Origin of the sequence: Mycobacterium sp. pW045 (assembly GCF_041287085.1) — a bacterium.
In the GTDB taxonomy this organism is placed as follows: Bacteria; Actinomycetota; Actinomycetes; order Mycobacteriales; family Mycobacteriaceae; genus Mycobacterium; species Mycobacterium algericum_A.
The window spans coordinates 15968-39999 of record NZ_JBGGKU010000009.1 but is presented as its reverse complement, the minus strand read 5'-3'; the positions used below and the strand labels follow the sequence as shown (position 1 = coordinate 39999).

Below are 24032 nucleotides of genomic sequence, written 5' to 3'. Positions count from 1 at the left end.
CATGTCGGGCATGCCAACACCCCACATCGAGTACGACCTGTTGTTGCCGCTGCTGATCGTCTTCGGCACCGCGGTCACCGGCATGCTGTTCGAGGCCTTCGTGGCGCGACGGGCGCGCTATCTGATGCAGGTTCTGCTCGCCATCGGCGGCTTGGCCGCAGCGTTCATCAGCCTGGTCGCCGTGGGACGGGACCTGCCGGCCGACGGCCACATCACGGTGCTCGGCGCGATCGCCGTCGACCGGCCGACGCTGGTGCTACAGGGCATCGTGCTGCTGGTCGGGATCATGGCCGTCGTCTTCATCGCCGAACGCAACACCGGCGCGGGAGCTCCCGAGGGGCCGGGCGCCGCGACGGCACCCGCTGCATCCCCCGCCGCCAACGGGCGGGCAGGCCTGGACTCCTTCACCCCGCAGGCCTCGGCGGTGCCGGGCAGCGGCGCCGAACTCGAGGCGGCCCGCAGCGGGATGATCCAGACCGAGGTGTTCCCGCTGACGATGCTGGCGATCGGCGGGATGCTGGTGTTCCCGGCGGCCAACGATCTGGTGACGATGTTCGTGGCCCTCGAGGTGCTCTCACTGCCGCTGTATCTGCTGTGCGGGCTGGCCCGGTACCGTCGGCTGCTGTCGCAGGAGGCGGCGCTGAAGTACTTCCTGCTGGGCGCGTTCTCCTCGGCGCTGTTCTTGTTCGGCGCCGCCCTGCTCTACGGCACCACCGCCTCGCTGACGTTGTCCGATATCGGCGAGCAGCTGTTCTCCCACAACAACGATCCGCTGGCGCTGATCGGCGCCGGACTGCTGTTGGTGGGGCTGTTCTTCAAGGTCGGCGCGGTGCCGTTCCACTCCTGGGTCCCCGACGTCTACGTCGGCGCGCCGACGCCCATCACCGGGTTCATGGCGGCCGCGACCAAGGTCGCCGCATTCGGGGCGATGCTGCGGATCATCTATGTCGCACTGCCGGCACTGCACGACCAGTGGCGCCCGCTGCTGTGGCTGATCTCGGTGCTGACCATGGTGGTCGCCACCATTGCGGCCATCACCCAGACCGAGATCAAGCGGATGCTGGCCTACTCCTCGATCGCCCATGTCGGCTTCGTGCTCACCGGGGTACTGTCGGCGACCCCGGCGGGGGTCTCCTCGACGCTGTTCTACCTGGCCGCCTACAGCTTCTCGACCGTCGGCGCGTTCGCCGTCGTGAACCTGATCCGCGGGCCCGGCGGCGAAGAAGAGCTCGACATGTCCCGCTGGGCCGGATTGGGACAGCGTTACCCCATCGTGGGGCTGCTGTTTTCGATGTTCCTGCTGGCGTTCGCGGGCATCCCGTTGACCAGTGGGTTCATCAGCAAGTTCGCCGTGTTCGCCGCGGCCGCCGAGAGTGGCGCCGTGCCGCTGGTGGTGATCGGTGTGATCGCCAGCGGTGTCGCCGCCTACTTCTATGTGCGGGTGATCGTGCTGATGTTCTTCACCGACTCCCCCGACAACCCGCCGCAACTGGTGCAGCCCAGCGTGTGGAGTAAGACGGCGATCGCGCTGTGCGCCGCGGTCACCGTGGTGCTGGGCGTGTTCCCGCAACCGCTACTCGACCTGGTGAACGCCGCTACCCAGTTCGCATTCTGACGTTCACCAACCAGGACTGAACCAACCAGCATCGCGAGCCCTGGCGCTCGACTGTGGGTCATCGCGTCGTATACTCCACGCAAATGGACCGCTGATCTCCAGTCAAAGGCGCATCGACCTCCCCCATGTCCAGACAAGTCTCCAAGCGCCGTGCGCTGGTCTCGAGCCTGGCCGAGGTGCTGACCTGGCCGCACCGCATCGACCGGTACACCGAGCTGGTAACGCCGACCTGGTCGCCGGGCGAGGCGCGAGCGAAGGTCATCGCGGTGCATCGCAGTACGCCGCGCAGCGTCACCATGACGTTGCAGCCCAACACCGCGTTTCCCGGCTTCCGAGCCGGGCAGCACCTCAATCTCACCGTGGACATCGACGGGCGGCGCCACACTCGGTGTTACTCGCCTGCCAATGCCGAGGGGCAGCGACTCATCGAGCTGACCGTCGGCCTCCACGACGGTGGACTGGTCTCGAGCTACCTGCGCGATCACGCCCGCCCGGGTCTGGTGGTCGGGCTCACCGGCGGCAGTGGCGATTTCGTGCTGCCGGCCGTCCGGCCGCAGCGGATCCTGCTGATCTCCGGCGGTAGTGGCATCACCCCGGTGATGTCGATGCTGCGCACGTTGCTGGCCGAAGGCCATGTCGCCGCGGGTGGCGAGATCAGCTTCGTTCACTATGCCCGCACTTGCGCTGAGGCCTGCTACCGCGATGAGCTTGCCGCCATGCCCGGCGTGCGGGTGCTGCACGGGTTCACCCGCGCCAATGAGCCGAATGCGCCGGGCGATCTGACAGGCCACTTCGGGGCCGATCACCTGAATGCGGCGATGCCGGCTCCCGACCTGGTGTATGTCTGCGGGCCGCCGGCGCTGGTTGCGGCGGTCCGAGAACACTGCGCCGACGCGATCGCCGAGAACTTCGTGCCGCCGCGGTTTGCGCCGGCCGCCGATCCGGCCGGTGGCCGCGTGACCTTCCTCGGCAGCAACGTCACGGTGGTCGACGACGGGCGGCCGCTGTTGTTGCAGGCCGAATCCGCCGGTCTGCAGCCGGCGAGCGGATGCCGGATGGGTCTGTGCAAGACGTGCACCTGCCGAAAAACCGTTGGCACGGTGCAGAATCGGATCACCGGGATGCTTTCGGACGCTGCAGACGAGGACATCCAGATCTGCGTGTCGATTCCGGTCGGCGACGTAGAACTCGCCTTGTAAAGCACCGCAGGAGCAGCCATGTCGCAACCCGAGCTGACGCTTACCCCTGCCCAGGCCGATGCACTGGGCCGTGAACTCGACGCCATCAGGACACGGGAGCTGGCGGACCTCGGTAAGCGGGACGCCGACTATATCCGCCGGATCGTCCGGGTACAGCGCACCCTGGAGGTCGGCGGTCGCGTGCTGATGTTCGCCGGCGTCCGGCGACCCGCCTGGCTCGGCGGCGTCGCGATGCTCGCGGCGTCGAAGATCCTCGACAACTGGGAGATCGGCCACAACGTCATGCACGGCCAGTACGACTGGATGGGTGATCCGGCGCTGCACGGCCCCACCTTCGAGTGGGACAGTGCCTGCCCGTCCGACCACTGGCGTTACGCCCACAACTACCTGCACCACACCTACACCAACATCATCGGCCTGGATCGCGACATCGGTTACGCCGTTTTGCGGGTGAAGAAAGACCAGCCCTGGGATCGGTTGAAACTGCTCAACCCGATCAACGCGCTATTGGGTTTCGTGCTGTTCCAATACAGTTTGGCGGGCTACGAGCTGGAGATCGAGCGGATGCCCCACGAGATCACCATGACCGACAAACGCGAAGCCCTGGGCGTGATCGTGCGCAAGGTCTTCCGTCAGGTGTTGAAGGACTTCGTCGCATTCCCGCTGTTGGCCGGCCGATCGAGGCGGTTCGTGTTGACCGGCAACCTGGCGGCGAACCTGATACGCAACATGTGGACTTTCGCCATCACGTTCTGTGGGCATTTCCCGGACGGAGCCCGGGTCTTCACGATCGAGGAGGCCCGCGACGAGTCCCGCGGCATGTGGTACTACCGCCAGATCCTCGGTACCGCGAACATGAACGGCGGGAAGCTGTTTCACATCCTGTCCGGCAACTTGTCGCACCAGATCGAGCACCACCTGTTCCCGGACCTCCCCGCGCACCGCTACGCCGAGCTGGCGCCGGAAGTGCGCGAGATCTGCCGGCGTTACGGTATCCCGTACAACACCGGCTCGCTGCCCAGGCAACTCGGCACCGTGCTGCTCAACATCTTCCGGCTGGCGTTTCCCTAGCCGCGATCCACCATCGAAGCGGGCCCGAGCGGCGGTTCGCGGGCGCGCCGGCATCAGCGGGTCCATCATGGACGGGTGGACGACGAATCGTTTCAGCGACTGGTCGCGATGCTGGACTACACCATGTTCGTGGTGACCACTGCGGCCGACGGTCATGCCTCGGGCTGTCTGGTCGGGTTCGCCACCCAGACCAGCCTGGCGCCACCGAGGTTTCTGGTCGGGGTGTCCGAACGCAACCACACCTTCGGGGTCGCGGCCCGATCCGACCATTTGGCCGTCCATGTGCTGTCGCGCGGTGACATTGAGCTCGCCCGGCTTTTCGGCGGCCGAACCGGCGATGACATCGACAAATTCGAGCACTGCTCCTGGCACAGCGGCCCGGCCGGCATGCCGATTCTCGACGACGCACCGGCATGGTTCGTCGGCAAGACGCTGAGCCGTATCGAACTCGGCGACCACCTGGGTTATCTGCTGGAACCGATCGCCGGGTACGCCCCTCCGCACACCGGCGGCCTACTGGCATTCTCCGACGTCGACGACATCGAAGCGGGCCACGACGCCTGAAGAAGCCCGAGCCGGAAGTCGTTCCGCGCTCAGCTGGGTTGCCGCACCGCAAGGCCCGCAGCGGTGTAGATCGCGTCGATGACGGTCATGTTCTCGATCGCGTCCTCCGGCGTGGTGGGCACCGGCACGCCGCGCAGCACGGCGTCGGCGAACGCATCGAGCTGATAGGCATACGACGCCCGGTGGGGGAAACGCTCGACGCGCCCGCCCTGCTCCGAGCGGACCCGCAGCCGGTGAAAGTACTGCGGCATCAGCGGGTTGAGCGCCCGCAGCTCGCCGCGATCGCCGATCACGCGGGCGCTGACCTGCAGCAGGTTCGACGACCACAGCGAGCAGCGAATCGCCCCGGTGTGCCCCGCCGGGAACCGCAACTGCGCGGTCATGGCCCGGTCGACCTGCGGGTTGCGCAGTTTCGCCTGCGCGGAAATCACTTCCGGTGTCGCCCCGCCAAAGGTGCGGACCATGTGCACCGGGTAACAGCCGGCGTCCATCAGCGCCCCGCCGGCCAGCGAGATGTCGTAGCGGATGTCGGAGAACCGGGGCAGCGGGAAGCTCAGCGCGGCCTCCACCCGCCGCAGCGTTCCCAACTCCCCCGAGGCGATGATCTCCTCGATGCGCAACGTCATCGGGTGATAGCGGTAGTGGAACGCCTCCATCACCACCCGGTCGGTCTTGGCCGTGACCGCCGCGATCTCGCGGGCCTCGTCGGCATTGGCGGTGAACGGCTTCTCGCACAGCACGTGCTTTCCGGCGGCCAGCGCCGCCCGCGTCCACCGCCCGTGCAGGTTGTTGGGCAGCGGGTTGTAGACCGCATCGACCTCCCGATCGGCGATCAGCGCGTCATAGCTGTCGTGGACCCGGCCGATGCCGTGCTTGGCGGCGAACGCACGCGCCCGACCGGGGTCACGGGCCGCGACCGCGCTGACCACCACCTCGGGGTTGTCGGCAGCGGGTTTGAGCAGTGCCACCGGGGTGATCCGCGCGGCGCCGAGCACACCGATCCGCAGTACCGGCCGGCTCATGCGGCCGTGGTCCGTTGCAGACTGAACCCGGCCAGCCGCGCGCCGTGCTGCGCCGGTGTCGTCATGTCGATCACCGCGCGCGCCTGCTCGCGCACCGGGGTGTCGGGATCAAGCACCGACAGGTAGACCTCGTGCGCGGCCAGGGCGTCCACCGCGGCGTCGAGGTAGCCGTCCACGGCCTCGACGTGGGTGGGGTCCGGCCCGTTCTGGAACAGCCAACGCGGCGGATTGTCCAGCGTGTCCCAGACGTCGGTGACCGCGGCGGCGAACTCGATGTGGTCGCGTTGGTTGGGGGCGTCCGGGCCGAACTGCGCGCCGCCGTAGATGCTCACCACCACCTCGGGGCGGACCTCGGTGATCACCGCGGCGATCTTGGCGCGCAACTCCGGCGTGTTACGGATATCGCTGTCGGGGAAGTCCCAGAAGTCGACGCCCTCATCCGGATGCACACCCACGATGGCCGCCGCCCGCCGCTGCTCGGCCTCCCGGAGCGGCCCGGCCTGCTGCGGTGGCATTCCCTCGATACCGGCCTCGCCACGGCAGGCCAGCGCGTAGCGGACGGTCTTGCCCGCCGCGGTCCACTTGGCCACCGCGGCGGCCATCCCGTACTCGGGATCGTCGGGATGGGGCACCAGCACCAGCAGTGATGTCCAGTCGGCCGGGAAAGGCAGCGGTTCGGGGAATCCGGACATCGGCTAGGCGATCACGCCGTGAGCGAGGATGTCGGCGGTCTGCTGCACCCAGTCACCACCGAGTTGGTCGTCGGGTCGCAGGAACATGGCCAACAGCGTTGCCCCGCCGATCAATTCGACGAGCCGGTCGGGGTCCACATCTGCTCGCGCATCACCGCGGGCCACCGCATCGGCCACCCAGGCACGCATCACCTCGAACAGGTCCGCGAATCGTTCCAGGGCCCGTGCCGTGAGCTCGGCGTTGGTCGCCATGTCGGCGATCAGGCCGGGCAGCGCGGCCCGCACCACCGGGTTGGTCAGCGCCTCACGCGCGCCGGCCATCATCGCCCGGAGATCACCGGCCACATCGCCCGGTGGCGCCGTCACCGCACTCGGCGGCACCGAGAGTACGGCCTCGTGCACCAGTTCGGCCTTGCTGGGCCACCGGCGGTACAGCGCGGTCTTGGTCGTCCCGGCCCGTTCCGCGACGGCCGCCAGGCTCAGGTTCGAATATCCGACCTCGACAACCAGTTCCGCGGCGGCCTTCAATATGGCAGCGTCGATACGGGGATCGCGGGGCCGCCCGGCGCCGGAACCCTTGTCAACCGGTGAAGCTTCTGCTTTCATAACGCTACCTGTCGTATCGTAATTTTCTGTGACGGAGGACGCAACCGTGGCCGACCAACCGACCGTGGAAAGAGACGTCGGCCGGATCCAACGTTCCAGCCGCGATGTCACCACCTTGCCCACGGTAATGTCTCGCTGGCTTGCGACGCAGTTGCCCGACGGGGCCACGCCGGAGATCACCGTCGAAAGCGGGGTCGACACCAACGGCATGTCGTCGGAGACCATCATGCTCACCGGCCGCTGGGCCCAGCAGGGGGCGCCGCTCGAGCAGCGCTGGGTGATGCGGGTGGCGCCCACCGACGAAGACGTCCCGGTGTTTCCGGCCTACCGGCTGGACCACCAGTTCGAGGTCATGCGGCGGGTCGGCGAGCTCACCGACGTCCCGGTGCCGAAGGTCCGCTGGATCGAAGCCACCGGCGAGGTGCTGGGCCGGCCGTTCTTTCTGATGGACCGCGTCGACGGCGAGGTCCCACCCGACGTCATGCCCTACACCTTCGGCGGCAACTGGTTCGCCGACGCCACCACCGACCAGCAACGGACCCTGCAGGACACCACCGTCGAGGTGCTGGCCAAGCTGCACGCGATTCCGGACGCCACCCGGCAGTTCGGCTTCCTCGACGAGGACGACGACGGGCCCACCGACGACACTGCGCTGCGCCGGCACTTCGACCGCGTGCGGGCCTGGTATGAGTTCGCGGTGCCCGACATCGGGCGCTCGGCGCTGCTGGACCGCACCATCGCCTGGCTGGAGGCGCACTGGCCGGCCGAGGTCGCCGGCGGCGAGACGGTGCTGTGCTGGGGCGACTCCCGGGTCGGCAACGTGCTCTACCGCGACTTCCGCCCGGTCGCCGTGCTGGACTGGGAGATGGTGGCGCTGGGGCCGCGCGAGCTGGATGTGTCGTGGATGATCTTCGCGCACCGCGTCTTCGAGGAACTCGCCGGGCTGGCCGGGCTGCCGGGGCTGCCGCAGGTGCTGCGCGAAACCGACGTGCGGGCCAGCTACCAACGGCTCACCGGCATCGAGCTGGGAGACCTGCACTGGTTCTACGTCTACGCCGGCCTGATGTGGGCGATCGTGTTCATGCGCACCGGGGCCCGCCGGGTGCACTTCGGCGAGATGGAACGGCCCGCCGACCCCGAATCCCTCTTCTACCACGCAGGGTTGCTGAAAAAGCTGATCGGAGAACAGAACTGATGCTGGGACCACTCGACGAATACCCGATTCACCAACTGCCCCAACCGATCGCCTGGCCGGGCTCCTCGGATCGCAACTTCTACGATCGCTGCTACCTCAACGCCCATGACCGCACCGGAGACATCTTCGTGATCACCGGCTGCGGCTACTACCCCAACCTCGGCGTCAAAGACGCGTTCGTCCTGGTACGGCGGGGCGACACCCAGACCGCGGTGCACCTGTCGGATGCCATCGATCAGGATCGGCTCAACCAGCACGTCGGGGCCTACCGCATCGAGGTCACCGATCCGCTGCGCTCGCTGCGAGTGATCCTCGAGGAGACCGAGGGTATCGCGCTCGACCTGCGCTGGCAGGGGCTGTTCGACGCCGTGCAGGAACAGCCGCACATCCTGCGGTCCGGTAACCGGGTGACGCTGGACGCGCAGCGCTTCGCCCAGCTGGGTTCCTGGAGCGGGCAGATCGTGATCGACGGCGAGCAGATCACCGTCGACCCGTCGGTGTGGATCGGGTCGCGCGACCGGTCCTGGGGTATCCGCCCGGTCGGCGAGCGCGAACCGGCAGGCCGGCCCGCCGACCCGCCGTTCGACGGCATGTGGTGGCTGTATGTGCCGATGGCGTTCGACGATTTCGCGGTGGTGATGATCATCCAGGAGGAGCCCGACGGCTTCCGCTCACTCAACGACTGCACCAGGATCTGGCGTGATGGCCGTGTCGAGCAGCTGGGCTGGCCGCGGGTGGCCACCCGCTACCGCTCCGGCACCCGCATCGCCACCGGTGCCACCATCGAGGCGACCCGGCCCGACGGCACCCCGGTGGTCTTCGAAGTGGAATCCAAACTGCCGGTGCCGATTCACGTCGGCGGCGGATACGGCGGCGACAGCGACTGGCTGCACGGGGAATGGAAGGGCGCGAAGTTCAGCGAGCGGTTGACCTACGACATGACCGATCCGGCGGTCATCGCGCGCACCAGCTTCGGGATGATCGACCACGTCGGGCGTGCGGTGTGCCGCGAGGGCGACGCCAACGCTCCGGTGGAGGGCTGGGGACTCTTCGAGCACGGCGTGCTGGGCCGGCACGACCCGACGGGATTCCCCGACTGGGTCACCATGGCGCCGTAGCCCGGTGTTCAGCCGAGTCCGCTGACGATCTCGCCGATCAGCGCCGGCGCGATCGGCGCGGCCTGGTAGACGCAGACCGTATCGGAGATGCCGTCGACCCGGTCGCGGATGCGCGCGGCCACCTGCGCCGGGGTGCCGCAGGCGGCGATGGTGTGCAGGATCTCATCGGTGATCGCCGCCCCCAACTGCGCCCACTGCCCCCGCTTGGACAACGCGTTGAGTTCGGGTTGCAGCGCTTCCCAGCCGTGGGCGGCCAGCACCGGGGCGTATGCGGGTGTGGACGCATAGAAACCGAGCAGCATCCGGGTGGCGGCTTCGGCGGCCTCTCGCTCGGCGTCGGTGGCACCGGTGGCCACGATGATTTCGGGCACCACTGCGAAGTCTTCTCGTGCGCGCCCCGCTTGGGCCAGCCCGTCGCGGACCGCGGCCATGGTGTTGCGGTGCAGGAATCGCTTGGTGGAGAACGGCATCACCAGCAGTCCATCGGCATGTTCGGCGGCCGCCCGGGTCAGCCGCGGCCCCAGGGCGCCGACGTAGATCGGCGGGGCGCCGTAGGGGTTCGGCCCCGGGCTGAACGTCGGCGTCATCAACGTGTGCCGGTAGTAGTGACCGCGAAAGTCCAAGCGGGCGCCGGTCTGCCAGCATTCGAAGATCGCCCGAAGCGCACCGACCAGCTCGACCATGCGGTCCACCGGACGGTCGAAGGCCGCACCGAACCGCTTCTCGATCTGCGCGCGCACCTGGGTGCCCAGCCCCAGGATGAACCGTCCGCCGCTGAGCAGCTGGTGGTCATTGGCCTGGTGGGCGAGGTGGATCGGGTTGCGCGGGAAGGCGATCGCGACGTTGGTCATCAGGTCCAGGCCGCCGACACCGGCCGCCAGCGTCAGCGGTGCGAACACGTCGTGCGGGCCCTCGAAGGTGAAGACGCCGCTCACCCCGGCGTCGCGCAACTCGCGGGCCTGGCCGGCGACACCGGTCAGCCCGCTCAGCGCCGTGAGGACCTTCAATGCCGTCAGGAGATGATTCCGTGGTCGGCCGTCATGCCGCCCGCCGATCCGCTGACCAGCTCGGCCAGGTCGCGAAGCTCGCGATTCACCACGGCGGGGTGCTCGAGGATCGAGCAGTGTCCCCCGGCGACCTCGACGAACTTCGTGAGGTTGGGCGCCAGGTCGGCGATGCGCCGCGACGCCACCATAGGCAGCAGCCGGTCACGGGTGCTGCCGACAACCAGGGTGGGCACTGTCAGCCCGTCGAGGCTGAGGTAGGACGAGTAGCCGAGCGAGTCGACGAGGGTCCGCACCCAGTGGCCGCGGCCGACCGGCGGGGTGCGGGCGAACAGGTCGCAGATCAATGACGTGACAGCGGGATCGGCTTCGCCGCCGACGGCGAGCATGTGCACGAACCGCCGGACCGCCAAGTTCGCCGGCCCGACGATCGGGACACTGCCGAACGTCAGCAGCGCCCGGCGTGCCGCCTGCACGCGCGCCCGCTGCAGCGGCGGCGCCACCGCGAACAGGTCGACCTCGGCGAGCAGGTTGCCGGTGGTGGTGTTGATCAGCGCCACCGCGTCGGCGCGCTCCTCGACCCGGTGGCGATAGCGGTCCGACCAGGCGCTGATCGCGATGCCGCCCATCGAATGCCCGGCGATCACGGCGCGCTCACCGGGCGCCAGCGTGGCCTCCAGCACCGAATCCAGGTCGGATGCCAGGTGGGTCAGGGTGTAGCCACCGCGCTTGGGCACCCCGCTGCTGCCGTGGCCGCGATGGTCATAAGCGATCACCCGGTAGTCCTTGGCCAGCTCGGCGATCTGGTTTCCCCAGACCCGAATGGCGCAGGTGATGCCGTGTGCCAGCACGATCGGGTACCCGTCTGCCGGGCCGAACACCTGGGTGTGGAGCTTGGTTCCGTCGGCGGCCCGAACCGCCATGGTGCGAGCGGGCGGTAACGCCGCCGGCAATGTGCCGGCGCCTCGGCGCCTGTTGGATCCCGGAGAACTCAGAGCACTCATCGCCACCTCACCGAAAGGGCGGCAACGCTGCCGCATCGCGAGTCTACGCCGAGGTGGTTTAGGTTTTTCTTCAGCCACTACATACGGAGGTCGCCCATGCGCGCGGTACAGATAGCCCAGCTCGACGGACCGGCAGCCGCCCGGGTGGTCGATCTCGACGAGCCGTCCGGCGACGACATGGTCGTCATCGACGTGCACGCCGCCGGGGTGGCCTTCCCCGATGTGCTGCAGTCCCGCGGGCTCTACCAGCACAAACCCGAGCTGCCGTTCGTGCCGGGCGGAGAGGCCGCCGGGGTGGTGCGCAGCGCCCCGGCGGGCGCGCATGTCCGCGCCGGGGACCGGGTGGCCGCGCTGACCATGCTCAACGGCGCGATGGCGCAGGTGATCGCACTGCCCGCCGAGCAGGTGTTCAAGCTGCCTGACGTGGTGTCGTTCGAGGCCGGCGCCGGACTGCTGTTCAACGACCTCACCGTGCTGTTCGCATTGACCACCCGCGGCAAGCTGTCGCAGGGCGCCACGGTGCTGGTGCACGGCGCCGCCGGCGGCATCGGCACCTCGACGCTGCGGCTGGCGGGTCCGCTGGGGGCGTCGCGGGTGATCGCCGTGGTCTCCACCGAGGCCAAAGCCGAGGTGGCCCGGGCCGCCGGCGCCACCGACACCGTGTTGGCCGACGGCTTCCGCGGCGCGGTGGCCGAGTTGACCGGCGGCAAAGGGGTGGATCTGATCCTCGACCCGGTCGGCGGTGACCGGTTCACCGACTCGCTGCGGTCGTTGACGCCCGGCGGAAAACTGCTGGTGGTGGGGTTCACCGGCGGTGAGATTCCCACCGTGAAGGTGAACCGGCTGCTGCTGAACAACATCGACGTGGTCGGCGTCGGGTGGGGGGCGTGGGTGATGTCGCATCCCGGCGAGCTGCAGCGGCAGTGGGGCACCCTGGAGCAGCTGTTGGCCTCGGGGGCGGTGTCGGCGCCGCAACCCGAGGTGTTTGCCCTCGACGATGCCGCTGATGCGCTGGCGGCGTTGGAGAACCGCACCGCGGCCGGCAAGGTCGTGTTGCGGCTGCGGGGATAACGCCCCGCGCCGACCGGATGATTCGCTGCTTCCCGCAGCCTGGACCTGGGTACCCGCATCGGGCAGGGATCCCAGACGACACCAAGCCAGCGAGGACAGTGATGGACACCATTCGTAATCAGGCCGAGTGGCCACGTACTGCGGCACGCTGCCTCGGCGCAGTGCTGCTGACCATCGGGGCGATGCTGCTGCACCCGGCTGCGGCGGCATCGGCGCAGCCGTGCCCGGACGTGGAGGTGGTGTTCGCCCGCGGAACCGGTGAGCCGCCCGGGGTCGGCGGCGTCGGGCAGGCGTTCGTCGACGCGTTGCGCGCCGAAGCCGGCGGCAGGTCGGTCGAGGTCTACCCGGTCAACTACGCCGCCAGCGGCGATTTCGGTGCGGGCATCGACTTCGCCCGGACCGTCGTCGACGGGATCCGCGACGAGGCCGACCACATTCAGGCGACCGCGGCGCGCTGCCCGCACACCAAGATAGTGCTCGGCGGCTTCTCGCAGGGCGCCGTCGTCACCGGTTTCGTCACCTCGCCGTCGGTTCCCAAGGAGGTGCCCGCGGAGTTCCTGGGCTACCTGCCCTCGCCGATGCCGCCGGAGGTGGCCAATCACGTTGCCGCGGTGGCCCTGCTCGGCCTGCCGTCCGAAGACTTCCTCCGCGGCTACGGCGCACCCCCGGTCACGATCGGCCCGCTGTATGCGTCCAAGACCATCGAACTGTGCGCCCCCGGCGACACCATCTGCAACGGCGCTCCCGGCGGGCCACCGAACATCGCCCATGCCACGTACCCGGCCAACGGCATGGTCGGCCAGGCGGCGCGGTTCGCCGCGCAGCGACTCTGACCCGACGCCGGCCGCCCGGGGCGGGCCCGTATACGTCGTGTCTGGCAAGATATCGTCTAGCCTGTTGACTGGACACTATGTCCAGCGAGATGGCACGGGCGCGAGGAGCACGACGAGATGCCAGACACGGTTGCCTCCCTGGGGCCTCAGCCGGCGCAGTACGACGCCGAGTGGGTACGGGCGAAGTACGCGCTCGAACGCGACAAGCGAATGCGGCCCGACGCGGTCAACCAGTTCATCGAGGTCACAGCCGATTTTTCGCACTATGCCGACGACCCGTGGACCGAGCGGGTCGAACGCGACCCGGTGCGGGATCACGTCCAGGTGGCGATCATCGGCGCCGGCCTGGGCAGCCTGATCGCTGCCGCGCGATTACAAGAAGCCGGCATCGACGACATCCGGATGGTCGACACCGCCGGCGATTTTGGCGGCACCTGGTACTGGAACCGCTATCCGGGCGTGCAGTGCGACGTCGAGTCCTACATCTATCTGCCGTTGCTCGAAGAGCTGGACTACGTTCCCAGCGAGCGCTACGCGCACGGCCCGGAGATCCGCGAACACCTGCAGAACATCGCCAAGCACTACGGCCTCTACGAGAACGCCCTGCTGGGCACCACCGTCACCGGCCTGCGCTGGGACGAGTCCGCCAAAAACTGGCAGATCACCACCGACCGCGGCGACGCCTTCACCGCGACGCTGGTCGCCGTCTCGCCCGGGTCGCTCACCCGCCCGAAGCTGCCGGGCATCGCCGGCATCAACGAGTTCCGCGGACACACCTTCCACACCAGCCGCTGGGACTTCGGTTACACCGGTGGCGACGAATCCGGTGGGCTCACCAACCTGACCGACAAGCGTGTCGGCGTCATCGGCACCGGTTCGACTGGGCTGCAGTGCATCCCGCACCTGGGTGAGTGGGCCCGCCAGCTCTATGTCTTCCAGCGGACCCCGAGCACCGTTTCGGTGCGGGGCAACCGGCCCACCGATCCGCAGTGGGCCGCCGGCCTGAAGCCCGGATGGCAGCGGGAGCGCATGGAGAACTTCACCCGCGTCACCTGCGGTGTGGAGATGGATCTGGACATGACCGACGACGGCTGGACCCAGAAGGCGCTCGAGCTGAGCGAGTCCGCGGTAGTCCGCGAAACCCGGCGTCTCGGCCGGGAGATGACGCCGCAGGAGATCGCCGACTTCCTGTTCCGCGCCGACTACGAGGCGATGGAGCGGCTGCGCAAGCGGATCGACGACACCGTCCACGACCGCAAGACCGCCGAAGCACTCAAGCCGTGGTACCGGCTGAACTGCAAGCGCCCCGGCTACCACGACCAGTACCTCGATACGTTCAACCGGGACAACGTCACCCTGGTCGACACCGACGGGCGCGGCGTCGAACGATTCACCGAGACCGCCGTCGTCGTCGACGGGATCGAATACGAGCTCGACGCCCTGGTGTTCGCCACCGGCTTCGAAGTGGGCACCGAGTTCACCCGCCGGCTCGGCTTCGAGATCGTGGGCCGTGATGAGGTGCGGTTGAGCGACAAGTGGGCCAAGGGCATGCGGACGTTGCACGGCCTGCAGACCCACGGCTTCCCGAACTGTTTCTTCCTCGGCTACACCCAGTCCGGGGTCTCCCCCAACTACACCCATACCGCCGAAGAACGGGCCCGGCATTTCGCCTATCTGGTCGACACGTTCGTGCGGCGCGGCGCGAACACCATCGAGGCCACCCGGGCCGCCGAGGACCAGTGGCTGGCCGCGATGGACGCAGCCTCGGAGAAACCCAAGGCCTTCTACGCCGAGTGCACACCGAGTTACCTCAGCTCCGAAGGCGACAAGGAGAATCCGCACGGCATGCTGTCGACGAACTTCGGCGGCAAGCCCGTCGACTTCTTCGACATGCTCGAGAAGTGGCGCTCCACAGGCCAGTTGGAGGGGGTGGTGCTGGAATGACTTCCGCTGCACCGAAACTCACGATGCGTGACCGGCACCGCATCATGACCCGCGAGCACATCATGACCGCCGCACTGGAGGCATTCGCCGAACGCGGCTACGTCGCGGTGACCATCGACGACATCGTGCGCCGCGCCGGTATCGGGCGGGCGACGTTCTACCTTCACTTCGACTCCAAGGCGGCGGTGCTTCGCGAGCTGCGCAACACCCGCATGACCGTGTGGTCTCAGCAGGACGCGCCGCGCGGCGGCCGATCGGGACGGCCCTCGATCAAGGCCTTCTTCGAGAAGGTGGTCGACTTCTACACCACCGCACCGCAGCTCTACACCGCACTGCACCAGGCGCGAGCAGCCGATCCGGAGTTCGCCGCGGCGCACCGGGCCACCATGGAGGCCAACGTCACCGAGTGGATCGAGGCTGACGCGATGCCCGGTGCCACCGAGGACCAGCTGCGGCTGGCCATCGCGATGATGTACACCATGGTCGACTCCTTCATGCATCTGTGGCTGGTCGACGGTTGGCCGCTGGACCGCGAGGCCGCCATCGAGGCGATGACCGACGCCCTGCACGCCACCATGCGATGACGACGAGCTCGGCGCGGCGGGCCAACCGTCGGGGCGCCATGCAGGCGCTCACCGGGCTGAGTGTGCGCTACGTCGAGCGTCTGATGCCCGACCCGTATCTGTTCGCGGTGATACTGACGCTCATCGTCGCCGGCCTGGTCGCCGTGCTGGTACGCGGAGCGTCGGCTCACGGCATGCTGACTGCCTGGTACAGCGGGGTATGGGGCCCGGAGAACATCTTCACCTTCGCCTTCCAGATGGTGCTGATCCTGGTGACCGGTTACACGCTGGCCGAGGCGCCGGTGCTCAAGCGGGCCACCATCCGCATCGCGGCAACACCGCGCAACCAGACGCAGGGCGCGCTGCTGTGTTTCACCGTGAGCGCCGTGCTGTCCCTGCTGAACTGGGGCCTTGGACTGGTCGCCGGCGCGCTGGTCGCCCGCCAGGTCACGCGACGGTTCCCCGACTCGCACTTCGGGTACCTGATCGCCGCGGCGTTCATGGGCTTCATCGTCTGGACGCAGGGGCTGTCATCGTCGATCACGCTGGCCAACACCGATCCCGGCAGCCCGATCAACGTGATCCACAAGACCGTCGGATTCAGCGTTCCGTTGCGCCACACCGTCTTCCAGCCCTATAGCTGGCTGTCGGTGATGATCGTGCTGGCGCTGCTCGCGCTCGCGGTATGGCGGATGGAGCCGTCCGAGCGCCTGGCGCCGGATCCCGCGGTCTTCGACGACGACGATCCGCTCGTCGAGCCGCAGACCAGCACGACGTTCGCCGAATGGCTGGAAAACCAGTGGATCCTCAACGTGCTCGTATTCGCCGCGGGCATGGCGTATTTCGTGGTGAGTGGTTGCGCGCTCAATATCGCCTCGATGATCATGCTGTTCACCATCACCGCCGCCCTGCTGCACGGCACGCCGATCCGCTTCATCCGGGCCTTCACCGCTGCCGCGAAGGTCTCCGGCCCGTTGCTGCTGCAATACCCGCTCTACGGTGGCCTGATCGGCCTGCTGGCGTATCAAGGCGCCGAAGGCTCCACGCCGCTGCAGACCGTGCTGGCCCAGATGCTGGTGAACGGCGCCACGCAGTACACGCTGCCGTTCCTGACGTTCCTCGGTTCGGTGATCATCAGCCTGTTCGTGCCCTCCGGCGGCGGCCACTGGGCGATACAGGGCCCGATCGCGGTCGACTCGGCGCTGGCGATCGGCCAGCACTCGCCCGGCTATCTCGGGTTGATCTCCATGGCCGTCGCCGTCGGCGAGGGCGTGGCGAACATGATCCAGCCGTTCTGGCTGCTGCCACTGCTGGCCATCGCCAAGCTCAATGTCCGTCAGGTGATGGGGTTCACGGTGGTGGCGTTCGTGATCGGGCTGGCGGTAATGGGGGCGATGACGTTGGTCGCGCCGTGGCTGGTGTGAAGGTTGCGCTGGATGGTGGCCGGAGGCGGCGGCCGACGGAGGTCAGCGCCGAGCTCGGATGATTGTCACCGGCCCGCCTTCCCCTCGCCGCGCGCCGCTGCGGGAGAGGCCATTTTTTGACAAGTGTCAGAAAATGAGTAATCTGTGCCGTGTCCTAGTTCACAGAACGGTGGCGATCATGGCTTCATCTCCAACGGTGGCGATCATCGGGGCGGGCATCAGCGGTTTGACCACGGGCAAGAACCTCGCTGACGCCGGGGTCGAGTACGACTGCTTCGACTCATCCGACCGGATCGGCGGAAATTGGGCGTTCCGCAACCCGAACGGCCACTCCAGTGCCTACCGGTCCCTGCACATCGACACCTCGCGCGAGTGCCTGTCGTTTCGCGACTTCCCGATGCGCGACGACCTCCCCGACTTCCCGCATCACTCCCAGATCAAGGAGTACCTGGACGACTACGCCGACACCTTCGGCCTGTTGAGGCGCATCCAGTTCCAGAACGGGGTCAGCCACGCACGACGCCTGCCCCAAGGGGGCTGGGAACTCGACACCGCGGACGGACAGACCCGGCGGTACGACGCCCTGGTCGTCGCCAACGGTCATCACTGGGATCCGCGCACGCCTGACTTCCCGGGCGAGTTCACCGGTGAAAGCATCCACGCCCACCAGTACATCGACCCCACCGAACCGCTCGATCTGCGCGGCAAACGCATCGTCGTCGTCGGCATCGGCAACTCGGCCGCGGACCTGGTTTCCGAGCTTTCCCAGAAGTCCTGGCGCAACACGGTTTATCTCTCCACCCGCTCGGGCGCCTGGGTGGTACCCAAGTACATCTTCGGCAAGACCGCCGACCAGGTCGCGCGCTCGCTGCCGGTGATCCCGCTGTCGTGGCAGCGCCGGGCGATGCAGCCCTTCGCACGGTTGATGTTCGGTGATCCACAGCGCTACGGCCTGCCCAAACCCAACCATCGCTTCCTTGAGGCGCACCCCACCCAGTCCGCCGAACTCCTCATGCGGCTGGGATCGGGCGATGCGACCGCGAAGCCGAATATCGAACGCCTGGACGGCAGTTCGGTGAGATTCGTCGACGGTACCTCCGTCGAAGCGGACGTCATCATCTATGCGACGGGATACAACATCACGTTCCCGTTCTTCGACCGCACCTTCATCGAGGCCCCGGACAACCGGCTGCCGCTCTACAAGCGAATCCTCAAACCGGGCATCGACGACCTGCTGTTCATCGGATTCGCCCAGGCGGTCCCCACGCTGTTCCCGTTCGTGGAGTGCCAGGCCCGGTTGGCCGCGGCGTATCTGGCCGGCACCTACCGGCCCCCGTCCGAGGCCGAGATGAAGCGCGTCATCGCCGCCGACGAACGCAAGTACGTCGGGCACTTCGCCGACAAACCACGGCACACCCAGCAGGTGGACTACTGGGACTACGAGCGCGATATGCGCAAGCGTGAACTGCCCGCCGGGCGGCGGCGTGTCGAGAAGCTGGGACCGGTACAGCTGGCCGGTCGGGCCCGCGAGGCCGCCGGTGCCGCCTGAGACGACGCAGACGTCGCGACGCAACGCGCGCCGGCCGCAACCGCGCGGCGACCAGAGCAGGCAGCGGCTTCTGGAGGCTTTCGAGAAGCTGTTGCAGACCCAGTCGCTGGCCGAGATCAGCATCGCCGAGGTGGCACGGGCAGCGGGTCTGAAGCGGCCGGCGTTCTATTTCTACTTCGCCGGCAAGCATGAAGCCGTCACCGAACTGCTGAGCAACATCTTTCACGACGACGTCTTCACGATCGGGGGCGCCCTCGCAGGTGGCGGTGACCCGCGCGCCTCCGTCACCGACGCGATGATGCGGACCTTCGAGTCGTGGCATACCCACCGGACCCTGTTCCGGGCGATGCTCGACGCCCGCGACTACGACCCCGAGGCACGGACGATCTGGGACCAGTGGCTGCAGCGCTACGAGGAGTTCGTCTGCGACTTCATCACCACCCAGCCCACCATCGACATTCCCGACGCCGGGGCGCTCGCCCACTCGCTGATCTCGATGAACGAACGGGTCCTCGACCGCCACGTCCGGTCCGACGACGGACCGGAGGCCACCGGCCCGCTTCGCGAAGCGATCATCCACGTCTGGCACACAGCGCTTTTCGGAGCGGCCGCACCATGACATCGGCCCGAATGCAGATCCCGGTCGCCGGTGAGATCATCGCGGCGAGACACTTCCCCGCGACGACGGACGCGTTGTCCGGTCCGGCCGGACGCCCCTGCGTCGTGATGGCCCACGGCCTCGGCGCGACCAAGGACTGTGGGTTGTTCGAGTTCGCCACGGCGCTTACCGCAGCGGGCACTGACGTCGTCACGTTCGACTACCGGCACTTCGCCGAATCATCGGGTCAGCCAAGGCAATTGATTTCCCTCGATCGGCAGATCGCCGACTACCACGCGGTGGTCGACTACGCGCGGCGAGTCGACGGCGTGGATGCGGCGCGGATCGTGGCGTGGGGGGTGTCGCTGTCCGGCGGGCACGTCATCCGGGTCGCGGCAGCGGACCCGAAGCTGGCCGGGGTCATCTCGCTGACGCCCGCGACCGACGGACTGGCAGTGGTGACCCACATGCTGCGGACGCTCGGGACGCGCCACATCATGCGAGTGATGGCTCGCGGCGCGCGTGACGTCATGGCGAAGTTGCTCGGCCGCCCGCCCGTACTCATCCCGGTCGTGGCCGCACCCGGGGAGGTGGCCGGCCTCAGCGCCGCGGGGGCCCTCGAGGGGATGATCCGCATCGCCGGGCCGACCTGGCGCAACGAGTTCGCCGCACGACTGGTGATGGTGATGGGTGCATACCGGCCGGTTGCGAGCGCCAGCCGGGTGCGCTGCCCGGCCCTCGTGCAGGTCGGCGATCAGGACCGGATCGCCCCGCCGGAAGCGGCGACCGTGGCGGCGACGCGGATGAGGGCGGTGGTCCACCACTACCCCTGCGACCACTTCGACGTGTATCCCGGCGCCGGGTGGCATGAGCGGGCCGTCAAGGATCAGATCGCGTTCCTGCAGCGCATCCTCATCCCCGGGTAGCGACCGGCCGCTCGGATGGTCCGCTGCCTTGGGCCATTCCGTGCCGCCGTCTTCCGCCGCGACCGCAGACCGAACTCACGACGAATCGGTTCGGAACGCCCGTTCTGCGACCGGCTGCCAGGAGCGCCACGTCTCCCACCGCCGCAATCGTGCGACTCGCAGTGGCGCGCGTTGCGCGCCGACATGGCCACCGAGCATTAGGGCCGCCGCAGCGGGGCTTAGCTGGGCAGCCCATGGAAAACGGCCCCCGGAGCGTTCTCCGGGGGCCGTTCTCAACTAGTAGCGGGGACAGGATTCGAACCTGCGACCTCTGGGTTATGAGCCGGCCGGTTGCAATCTTGCACGTTGAAGTTTGTCGCTGATGTGCAGGTCGGCGGTGGTCACGCGTCTCGCATGCCGCGCCGTGTCGATGGAGTCGGCCCCGTTGCGCACGGTTTCGTTCACAAATCCGTTCACATGATCGTTCAGCACGGTCCCACGGTGAATAGCAATGGTTAGGTCTTAGTCGACCACGGAGAGACCCCGCGAACCACGCAACAGTTCCTAGAACGCTGGCGGGATGCGGCATCTGGGCCGCGCAGTCCATAGATAATCTTCATTATCCATGAGATATGTGGGAGTCCCGATCCGACAAAACGGCGCTGGCAATCCCTGGTCGCGCTTGTCCGATGTCCGAGGTACCACTTCGGAAGGGCGCGCCGGTCCGCACGTCCGTTGGCGCACATGTGGTAACTATCGAGAAGTGACGCCCGCAACGCCGTTCGTGCCGCCGTTACGTCCGGCTCCCTTCGTCGGCCGTACACCGGGTCTTGGGCCGGCCGATGACGAGCCGTGCCCGTGCGGAACGGGGCGCCCCACCGCCAGCTGCCACCTCAATCCAACGATGCACCGCTGGCAGCTACCAGCGGTGATGGCTCTACTCAGCGGGACTCGCACAGGAGTGTCGGTTTCTGGTTGCTATGCAGCGATGGCCAATGATTGCGGGGGCAAGCTCACGCGCGAGCACTGGATTAGCAAAGGAGTTCTGCGCGAGGTCAGCGACGGCAAATTCGTTCGAATCGCCGGCCTGCCGTGGCAACCGCCTTGCCAAGTCGATAACCTGCCACCGAGCAGCCTCGGCTCAAAAGTACTGTGCGAGAGGCACAACAATGCGCTATGGCCCCTTGAGGCAGATGGCGCCCACACTCGCACGGTCCTGGACCGGTTCTACCTCGATCAAATTAGTCACGAGGACATCGGCGGCAACCAATTCGACCTTGTCAGCGGTGAACAACTCGAGCGGTGGTTGCTGAAGACGATTTGGGGTGCAACGGCAGTTGCTCCCACCGCCCCGCAGATCAGGGCCGGTGTGGACCGACATATGCTGTCCGACTACCTCTTCCGCGACGGATTGTTACCGCAAGGTTGGGGGCTCTACGCCAAGGGCCTACAAACGGGCGGACGCAGCGATCCCGATGTCGAGTTGGCTGTTAGTTTGATGCCGATCGACGGCGAGTGTTATTGCGGATCAATCGTTGTCGGCGGAGTCGAGCTTGTCTTCAGCTTCGGCACTATGGACGCGGGAGGCGGCGGGACGGTCGTTTACCGGCCCAGCGCCATATTCCTGAATCGTCTCGGCACAGACAATTGCAAGGTCCTGGCGCTCAGCTGGGACCACAACACCGAGTCGATCGCCCAGGCTGTCCAATTCACCTACGGCTACGGCCCTCCCGGCACATGAATAGCGAACGTAGAGCAACGATGAGACCGGCAAGTGAATCACCACCTGACTGATCCCGTCGATCGGCATCTATTCGATTCCGGTTAGCTCGAATTACGCAGCGTGTCAACGCTTTCAGCTGGGCTGCCGTACCTGCGAAGCTGTCGGCACTCTTGGCGTGACGCCCCGATCAAGTCGTTGCCTTCTTCAGCGCTGGCGAACTCCGGTTCCCGGGAATGTCCACCAGTACAAGGTGTCGAAGTTGTTCGTCTCCTGCCACATCAACAACCGCATGGGTAAAGAGGGATGTCAGGTGTGGGTGGGCGCCGCCTTGAGGAAAGGCGCGGGTGCGGAGTGCGACGACGAAACCGATCCGGATGTCGGTGGCCTGATAGGTCGCGGCTTGGTTGAGGTAGGCGGCCTTCTCCGACAGTGACTTCTTCGTGTCGTCGACCTTTAGCTCGAGGTAGATACTGAAACCGGCATACTTCGCCCGTAGATCTACCCTCCCGCCCCCGATCTGCTGTACTTCGATGTCCACCGTCGAACCCAGTGCCGACCACAGGTAGTCATACAGATCGTTGTGAAGTGCCGCCTCGTCCGCGTTCGGGTCGTAAAGGTAGGCCTTGCGGTCTTGTTGTGCATTTTGCCGACTGCTCACGAATCGCACCAGTTGCAGTACCATCTCGTCGACGGCGTCCCTGACCTCCCCGACGTAGTCCGGCGATGTGGAAAGGGCACCTTGGAGCGTCATCAGGACGCGATTCTCCTGAAGGTTGACATGTCGAGAGATTCGGGTGTCCTCAACCCTCCCGACCAGCCTTTCGACGGTCTCTGATGGCAGGGCCGATATCGCGGCCGCGGCCTCGGGATGCGGTCCGAAGATGTTCTCAATTTGAGGCGGTAGCGGCACGTGGGCCGTACCGCCGCCACCTTTTCCCGGCGGTCCGCCGCGGTTGAGAATCGTTCGCGCTTCCGCGAGAATCTGCTCTGCCACGCTGCGCTGTTCGACGAGATCGGCCCGATCCTCATCGGCCGCTTTCTCGATACGCTGCGTGAGTTCTTTGGTATAGATGCTCAGGTTTGATAGGAACGCCATGTTCGATGCGAACCCTGTCTCGATGATCGGTTGGACCACCGTTAGGACTCCGCTGAAGTCGGCAGCGCGGCGTACGACCTCCACTGACCGTGATGCCCGGTAAACGTGCAATAGATCGTCGATTGCTGCTTCTGGCCAGTAGAATGCAGCCTGCGACAGCTGTTCTCGCGCTCTACAAAGGTCCTCGATCAACATTACCCATGCGGCGGACGTTTGACGTTTGACGTCGGCGTACCAGTGGTTCAGGCCGCTCAGACCGATGTCGAACCGAGTCTGTCGTTCGACCAGTTCCTTCACTCCCTGCGCCGTCGGCAGGAGATCGTTGAGCGATGTGACGCCGGTCGTCCCGCCGGCGCGTACCAAGCCTGTGACCGCTTCTACGATCGGGGCAAGAAGCTTCGCGTCGTCACGGTCGTAGGTCTCGGCGCCGAGGCTGAGGTACTGGATGCTTCGTTCAAGATCGCGCAGCATGACCTCTTGGCTGTCGGCGCGTAGAGCTTGAACCAACCCGACGTTCGCTAGCACCCACGAAGCATCCGATGCGACGTCCAGTGGGTCTGCTCCTTCGACCTGCCCACCGGACGGCGCCCTGAGGCCTGCAACGACCTCCACGATCGGAACGAGGCGGATAGCTTCGGGCCAGTAGTCCACCGCGGTCCCGACCGATCGTACGATCGCCGTCGCGACCCGTTTGGGCATCGGCGCCTTGAACTGCTCCAGTGCCGCGAAGAGTCCGAATGGGGATCCGTACTCTCCCACTTTGATCACGGTCACCGCTTCTAAGGCACTGGCCGCCCGCGACACCTCGCGCGGGGTCGGCGACGCGACCTTTGTGAAGGCCCCAACGTCTTCGAGCAGGGCATCGGCGAGTTGCTCGGCAGCGACGTCGAGTACCGCGGGCGCTCCCAGGAGCGCGTCGAGCGACTCGGCGAAGCTTGCGGGACTCTCCATCGCCGCCACCACGTCCACAATCGCTGGTATCGCGGCAATACCCTCAGGTCCGGCTTCCGGCACACAGCGAACAGCAATGCGCACCAGCACAACCGAAGCGGGATCGTCGGGAGCACCTCGCAGTCCATCGACCACGCGTTGCCAACCGCCGAGGTGCGCGATTGCATCCGGCGGCGGCGTTCCGTTCCACGCCGCCAGGAGTGCTCGTAGCTCATCCAACACAGAGTCGGCGGATGCCGGGTTCACTGGCCAACTCCTTCGCATGTTGGCCACTCGGCGACGCCG

At 67.1% G+C, this 24032-nt stretch carries 22 protein-coding genes; 15 read left to right on the top strand and 7 right to left on the bottom strand.

Annotated features, from left to right (window positions below; genetic code table 11):
- The first annotated feature begins 1 nt into the window (after window position 1).
- The 4 genes from nuoN (at window position 2) to ACAG20_RS15235 (ending at window position 4449) form a co-directional block, all read left to right on the top strand.
- On the top strand, window positions 2-1615 hold the full coding sequence (nuoN, locus tag ACAG20_RS15250; protein ID WP_370493165.1) for an NADH-quinone oxidoreductase subunit NuoN: 1614 nt from the start codon (window positions 2-4) through the stop codon (window positions 1613-1615).
- Between the two features lie 125 nt (window positions 1616-1740).
- Complete coding sequence (locus ACAG20_RS15245; RefSeq protein WP_370493164.1) at window positions 1741-2814, top strand: ferredoxin reductase; 1074 nt, start codon at window positions 1741-1743, stop codon at window positions 2812-2814.
- A gap of 18 nt (window positions 2815-2832) precedes the next feature.
- Window positions 2833-3885: a fatty acid desaturase gene (locus tag ACAG20_RS15240; RefSeq protein ID WP_370493163.1), complete on the top strand. Its 1053-nt coding sequence runs from the start codon at window positions 2833-2835 to the stop codon at window positions 3883-3885.
- A 75-nt stretch (window positions 3886-3960) separates the two neighbouring features.
- Window positions 3961-4449, top strand: coding sequence for a flavin reductase family protein (locus ACAG20_RS15235; protein ID WP_013829804.1), 489 nt, complete (start codon window positions 3961-3963; stop codon window positions 4447-4449).
- A 29-nt stretch (window positions 4450-4478) separates the two neighbouring features.
- Here ACAG20_RS15235 and ACAG20_RS15230 read toward each other — a convergent pair whose 3' ends face one another.
- The 3 genes from ACAG20_RS15230 to ACAG20_RS15220 are packed head-to-tail and all read right to left on the bottom strand — an operon-like array spanning window position 4479 to window position 6769.
- Complete coding sequence (locus ACAG20_RS15230; RefSeq protein WP_370493162.1) at window positions 4479-5471, bottom strand: Gfo/Idh/MocA family protein; 993 nt, start codon at window positions 5469-5471, stop codon at window positions 4479-4481.
- Window positions 5468-6163, bottom strand: a complete 696-nt coding sequence (locus ACAG20_RS15225) for a PIG-L deacetylase family protein (protein ID WP_370493161.1) — start codon at window positions 6161-6163, stop codon at window positions 5468-5470. Before ACAG20_RS15225 ends, ACAG20_RS15230 begins: the two co-directional genes overlap by 4 nt.
- A 3-nt stretch (window positions 6164-6166) precedes the next feature.
- On the bottom strand, window positions 6167-6769 hold the full coding sequence (locus ACAG20_RS15220) for a TetR/AcrR family transcriptional regulator (RefSeq protein ID WP_370493160.1): 603 nt from the start codon (window positions 6767-6769) through the stop codon (window positions 6167-6169).
- Window positions 6770-6797: 28 nt separating this feature from the next.
- On the opposite strand from ACAG20_RS15220, the gene ACAG20_RS15215 reads away from it, so the two are divergent.
- Both ACAG20_RS15215 and ACAG20_RS15210 read left to right on the top strand, forming a co-directional pair.
- Window positions 6798-7964, top strand: coding sequence for a phosphotransferase family protein (locus ACAG20_RS15215; protein WP_370493159.1), 1167 nt, complete (start codon window positions 6798-6800; stop codon window positions 7962-7964).
- The gene (locus ACAG20_RS15210) at window positions 7964-9082 is read left to right on the top strand and encodes a hypothetical protein (protein WP_370493158.1); all 1119 of its coding nucleotides are present in this window, start codon (window positions 7964-7966) and stop codon (window positions 9080-9082) included. The genes ACAG20_RS15215 and ACAG20_RS15210 overlap by 1 nt, the downstream gene beginning before the upstream one ends.
- A gap of 8 nt (window positions 9083-9090) precedes the next feature.
- Here the strand turns inward: ACAG20_RS15210 and ACAG20_RS15205 are convergent, their stop codons facing one another.
- Entirely contained in the window at window positions 9091-10089 is a 999-nt protein-coding gene (locus ACAG20_RS15205; RefSeq protein ID WP_370493157.1) for a TIGR03617 family F420-dependent LLM class oxidoreductase, read from the bottom strand.
- A 5-nt stretch (window positions 10090-10094) separates the two neighbouring features.
- On the bottom strand, window positions 10095-11009 hold the full coding sequence (locus tag ACAG20_RS15200; RefSeq protein WP_370493156.1) for an alpha/beta fold hydrolase: 915 nt from the start codon (window positions 11007-11009) through the stop codon (window positions 10095-10097).
- A 177-nt stretch (window positions 11010-11186) separates the two neighbouring features.
- Between ACAG20_RS15200 and ACAG20_RS15195 the strand changes: the two genes are divergently transcribed.
- From ACAG20_RS15195 to ACAG20_RS15160, 8 genes are all read left to right on the top strand, one after another.
- Complete coding sequence (locus tag ACAG20_RS15195) at window positions 11187-12161, top strand: NADPH:quinone oxidoreductase family protein (RefSeq protein ID WP_370493155.1); 975 nt, start codon at window positions 11187-11189, stop codon at window positions 12159-12161.
- 101 nt (window positions 12162-12262) lie between these two features.
- Window positions 12263-12994: a cutinase family protein gene (locus tag ACAG20_RS15190; RefSeq protein WP_370493154.1), complete on the top strand. Its 732-nt coding sequence runs from the start codon at window positions 12263-12265 to the stop codon at window positions 12992-12994.
- Between the two features lie 117 nt (window positions 12995-13111).
- The gene (locus ACAG20_RS15185; RefSeq protein WP_370493153.1) at window positions 13112-14938 is read left to right on the top strand and encodes a flavin-containing monooxygenase; all 1827 of its coding nucleotides are present in this window, start codon (window positions 13112-13114) and stop codon (window positions 14936-14938) included.
- The gene (locus tag ACAG20_RS15180) at window positions 14935-15522 is read left to right on the top strand and encodes a TetR/AcrR family transcriptional regulator (RefSeq protein WP_370493152.1); all 588 of its coding nucleotides are present in this window, start codon (window positions 14935-14937) and stop codon (window positions 15520-15522) included. The genes ACAG20_RS15185 and ACAG20_RS15180 overlap by 4 nt, the downstream gene beginning before the upstream one ends.
- Window positions 15519-16925 (top strand): TIGR00366 family protein, encoded by a 1407-nt coding sequence (locus ACAG20_RS15175; protein WP_370493151.1) that lies wholly within the window; start codon window positions 15519-15521, stop codon window positions 16923-16925. The genes ACAG20_RS15180 and ACAG20_RS15175 overlap by 4 nt, the downstream gene beginning before the upstream one ends.
- Window positions 16926-17103: 178 nt before the next feature.
- Window positions 17104-18474, top strand: a complete 1371-nt coding sequence (locus tag ACAG20_RS15170) for a flavin-containing monooxygenase (protein ID WP_370493150.1) — start codon at window positions 17104-17106, stop codon at window positions 18472-18474.
- Window positions 18464-19093, top strand: a complete 630-nt coding sequence (locus ACAG20_RS15165) for a TetR/AcrR family transcriptional regulator (protein WP_370493149.1) — start codon at window positions 18464-18466, stop codon at window positions 19091-19093. The genes ACAG20_RS15170 and ACAG20_RS15165 overlap by 11 nt, the downstream gene beginning before the upstream one ends.
- Window positions 19090-19998 carry an alpha/beta hydrolase gene (locus ACAG20_RS15160; RefSeq protein WP_370493148.1) on the top strand — a complete coding sequence of 303 codons (909 nt, stop codon included), beginning with the start codon at window positions 19090-19092 and terminating at the stop codon, window positions 19996-19998. The genes ACAG20_RS15165 and ACAG20_RS15160 overlap by 4 nt, the downstream gene beginning before the upstream one ends.
- Before the next feature lie 315 nt (window positions 19999-20313).
- On the opposite strand, the gene ACAG20_RS15155 is transcribed toward ACAG20_RS15160, so the two are convergent.
- Complete coding sequence (locus tag ACAG20_RS15155) at window positions 20314-20469, bottom strand: hypothetical protein (protein ID WP_370493147.1); 156 nt, start codon at window positions 20467-20469, stop codon at window positions 20314-20316.
- A gap of 496 nt (window positions 20470-20965) precedes the next feature.
- Between ACAG20_RS15155 and ACAG20_RS15150 the strand changes: the two genes are divergently transcribed.
- A complete protein-coding gene (locus ACAG20_RS15150; protein ID WP_370493146.1) occupies window positions 20966-21718 on the top strand; it encodes a hypothetical protein in 753 nt (250 codons plus the stop codon).
- 169 nt (window positions 21719-21887) lie between these two features.
- Here ACAG20_RS15150 and ACAG20_RS15145 read toward each other — a convergent pair whose 3' ends face one another.
- The gene (locus tag ACAG20_RS15145) at window positions 21888-23993 is read right to left on the bottom strand and encodes a hypothetical protein (RefSeq protein WP_370493145.1); all 2106 of its coding nucleotides are present in this window, start codon (window positions 23991-23993) and stop codon (window positions 21888-21890) included.
- Window positions 23994-24032: the final 39 nt, after the last annotated feature.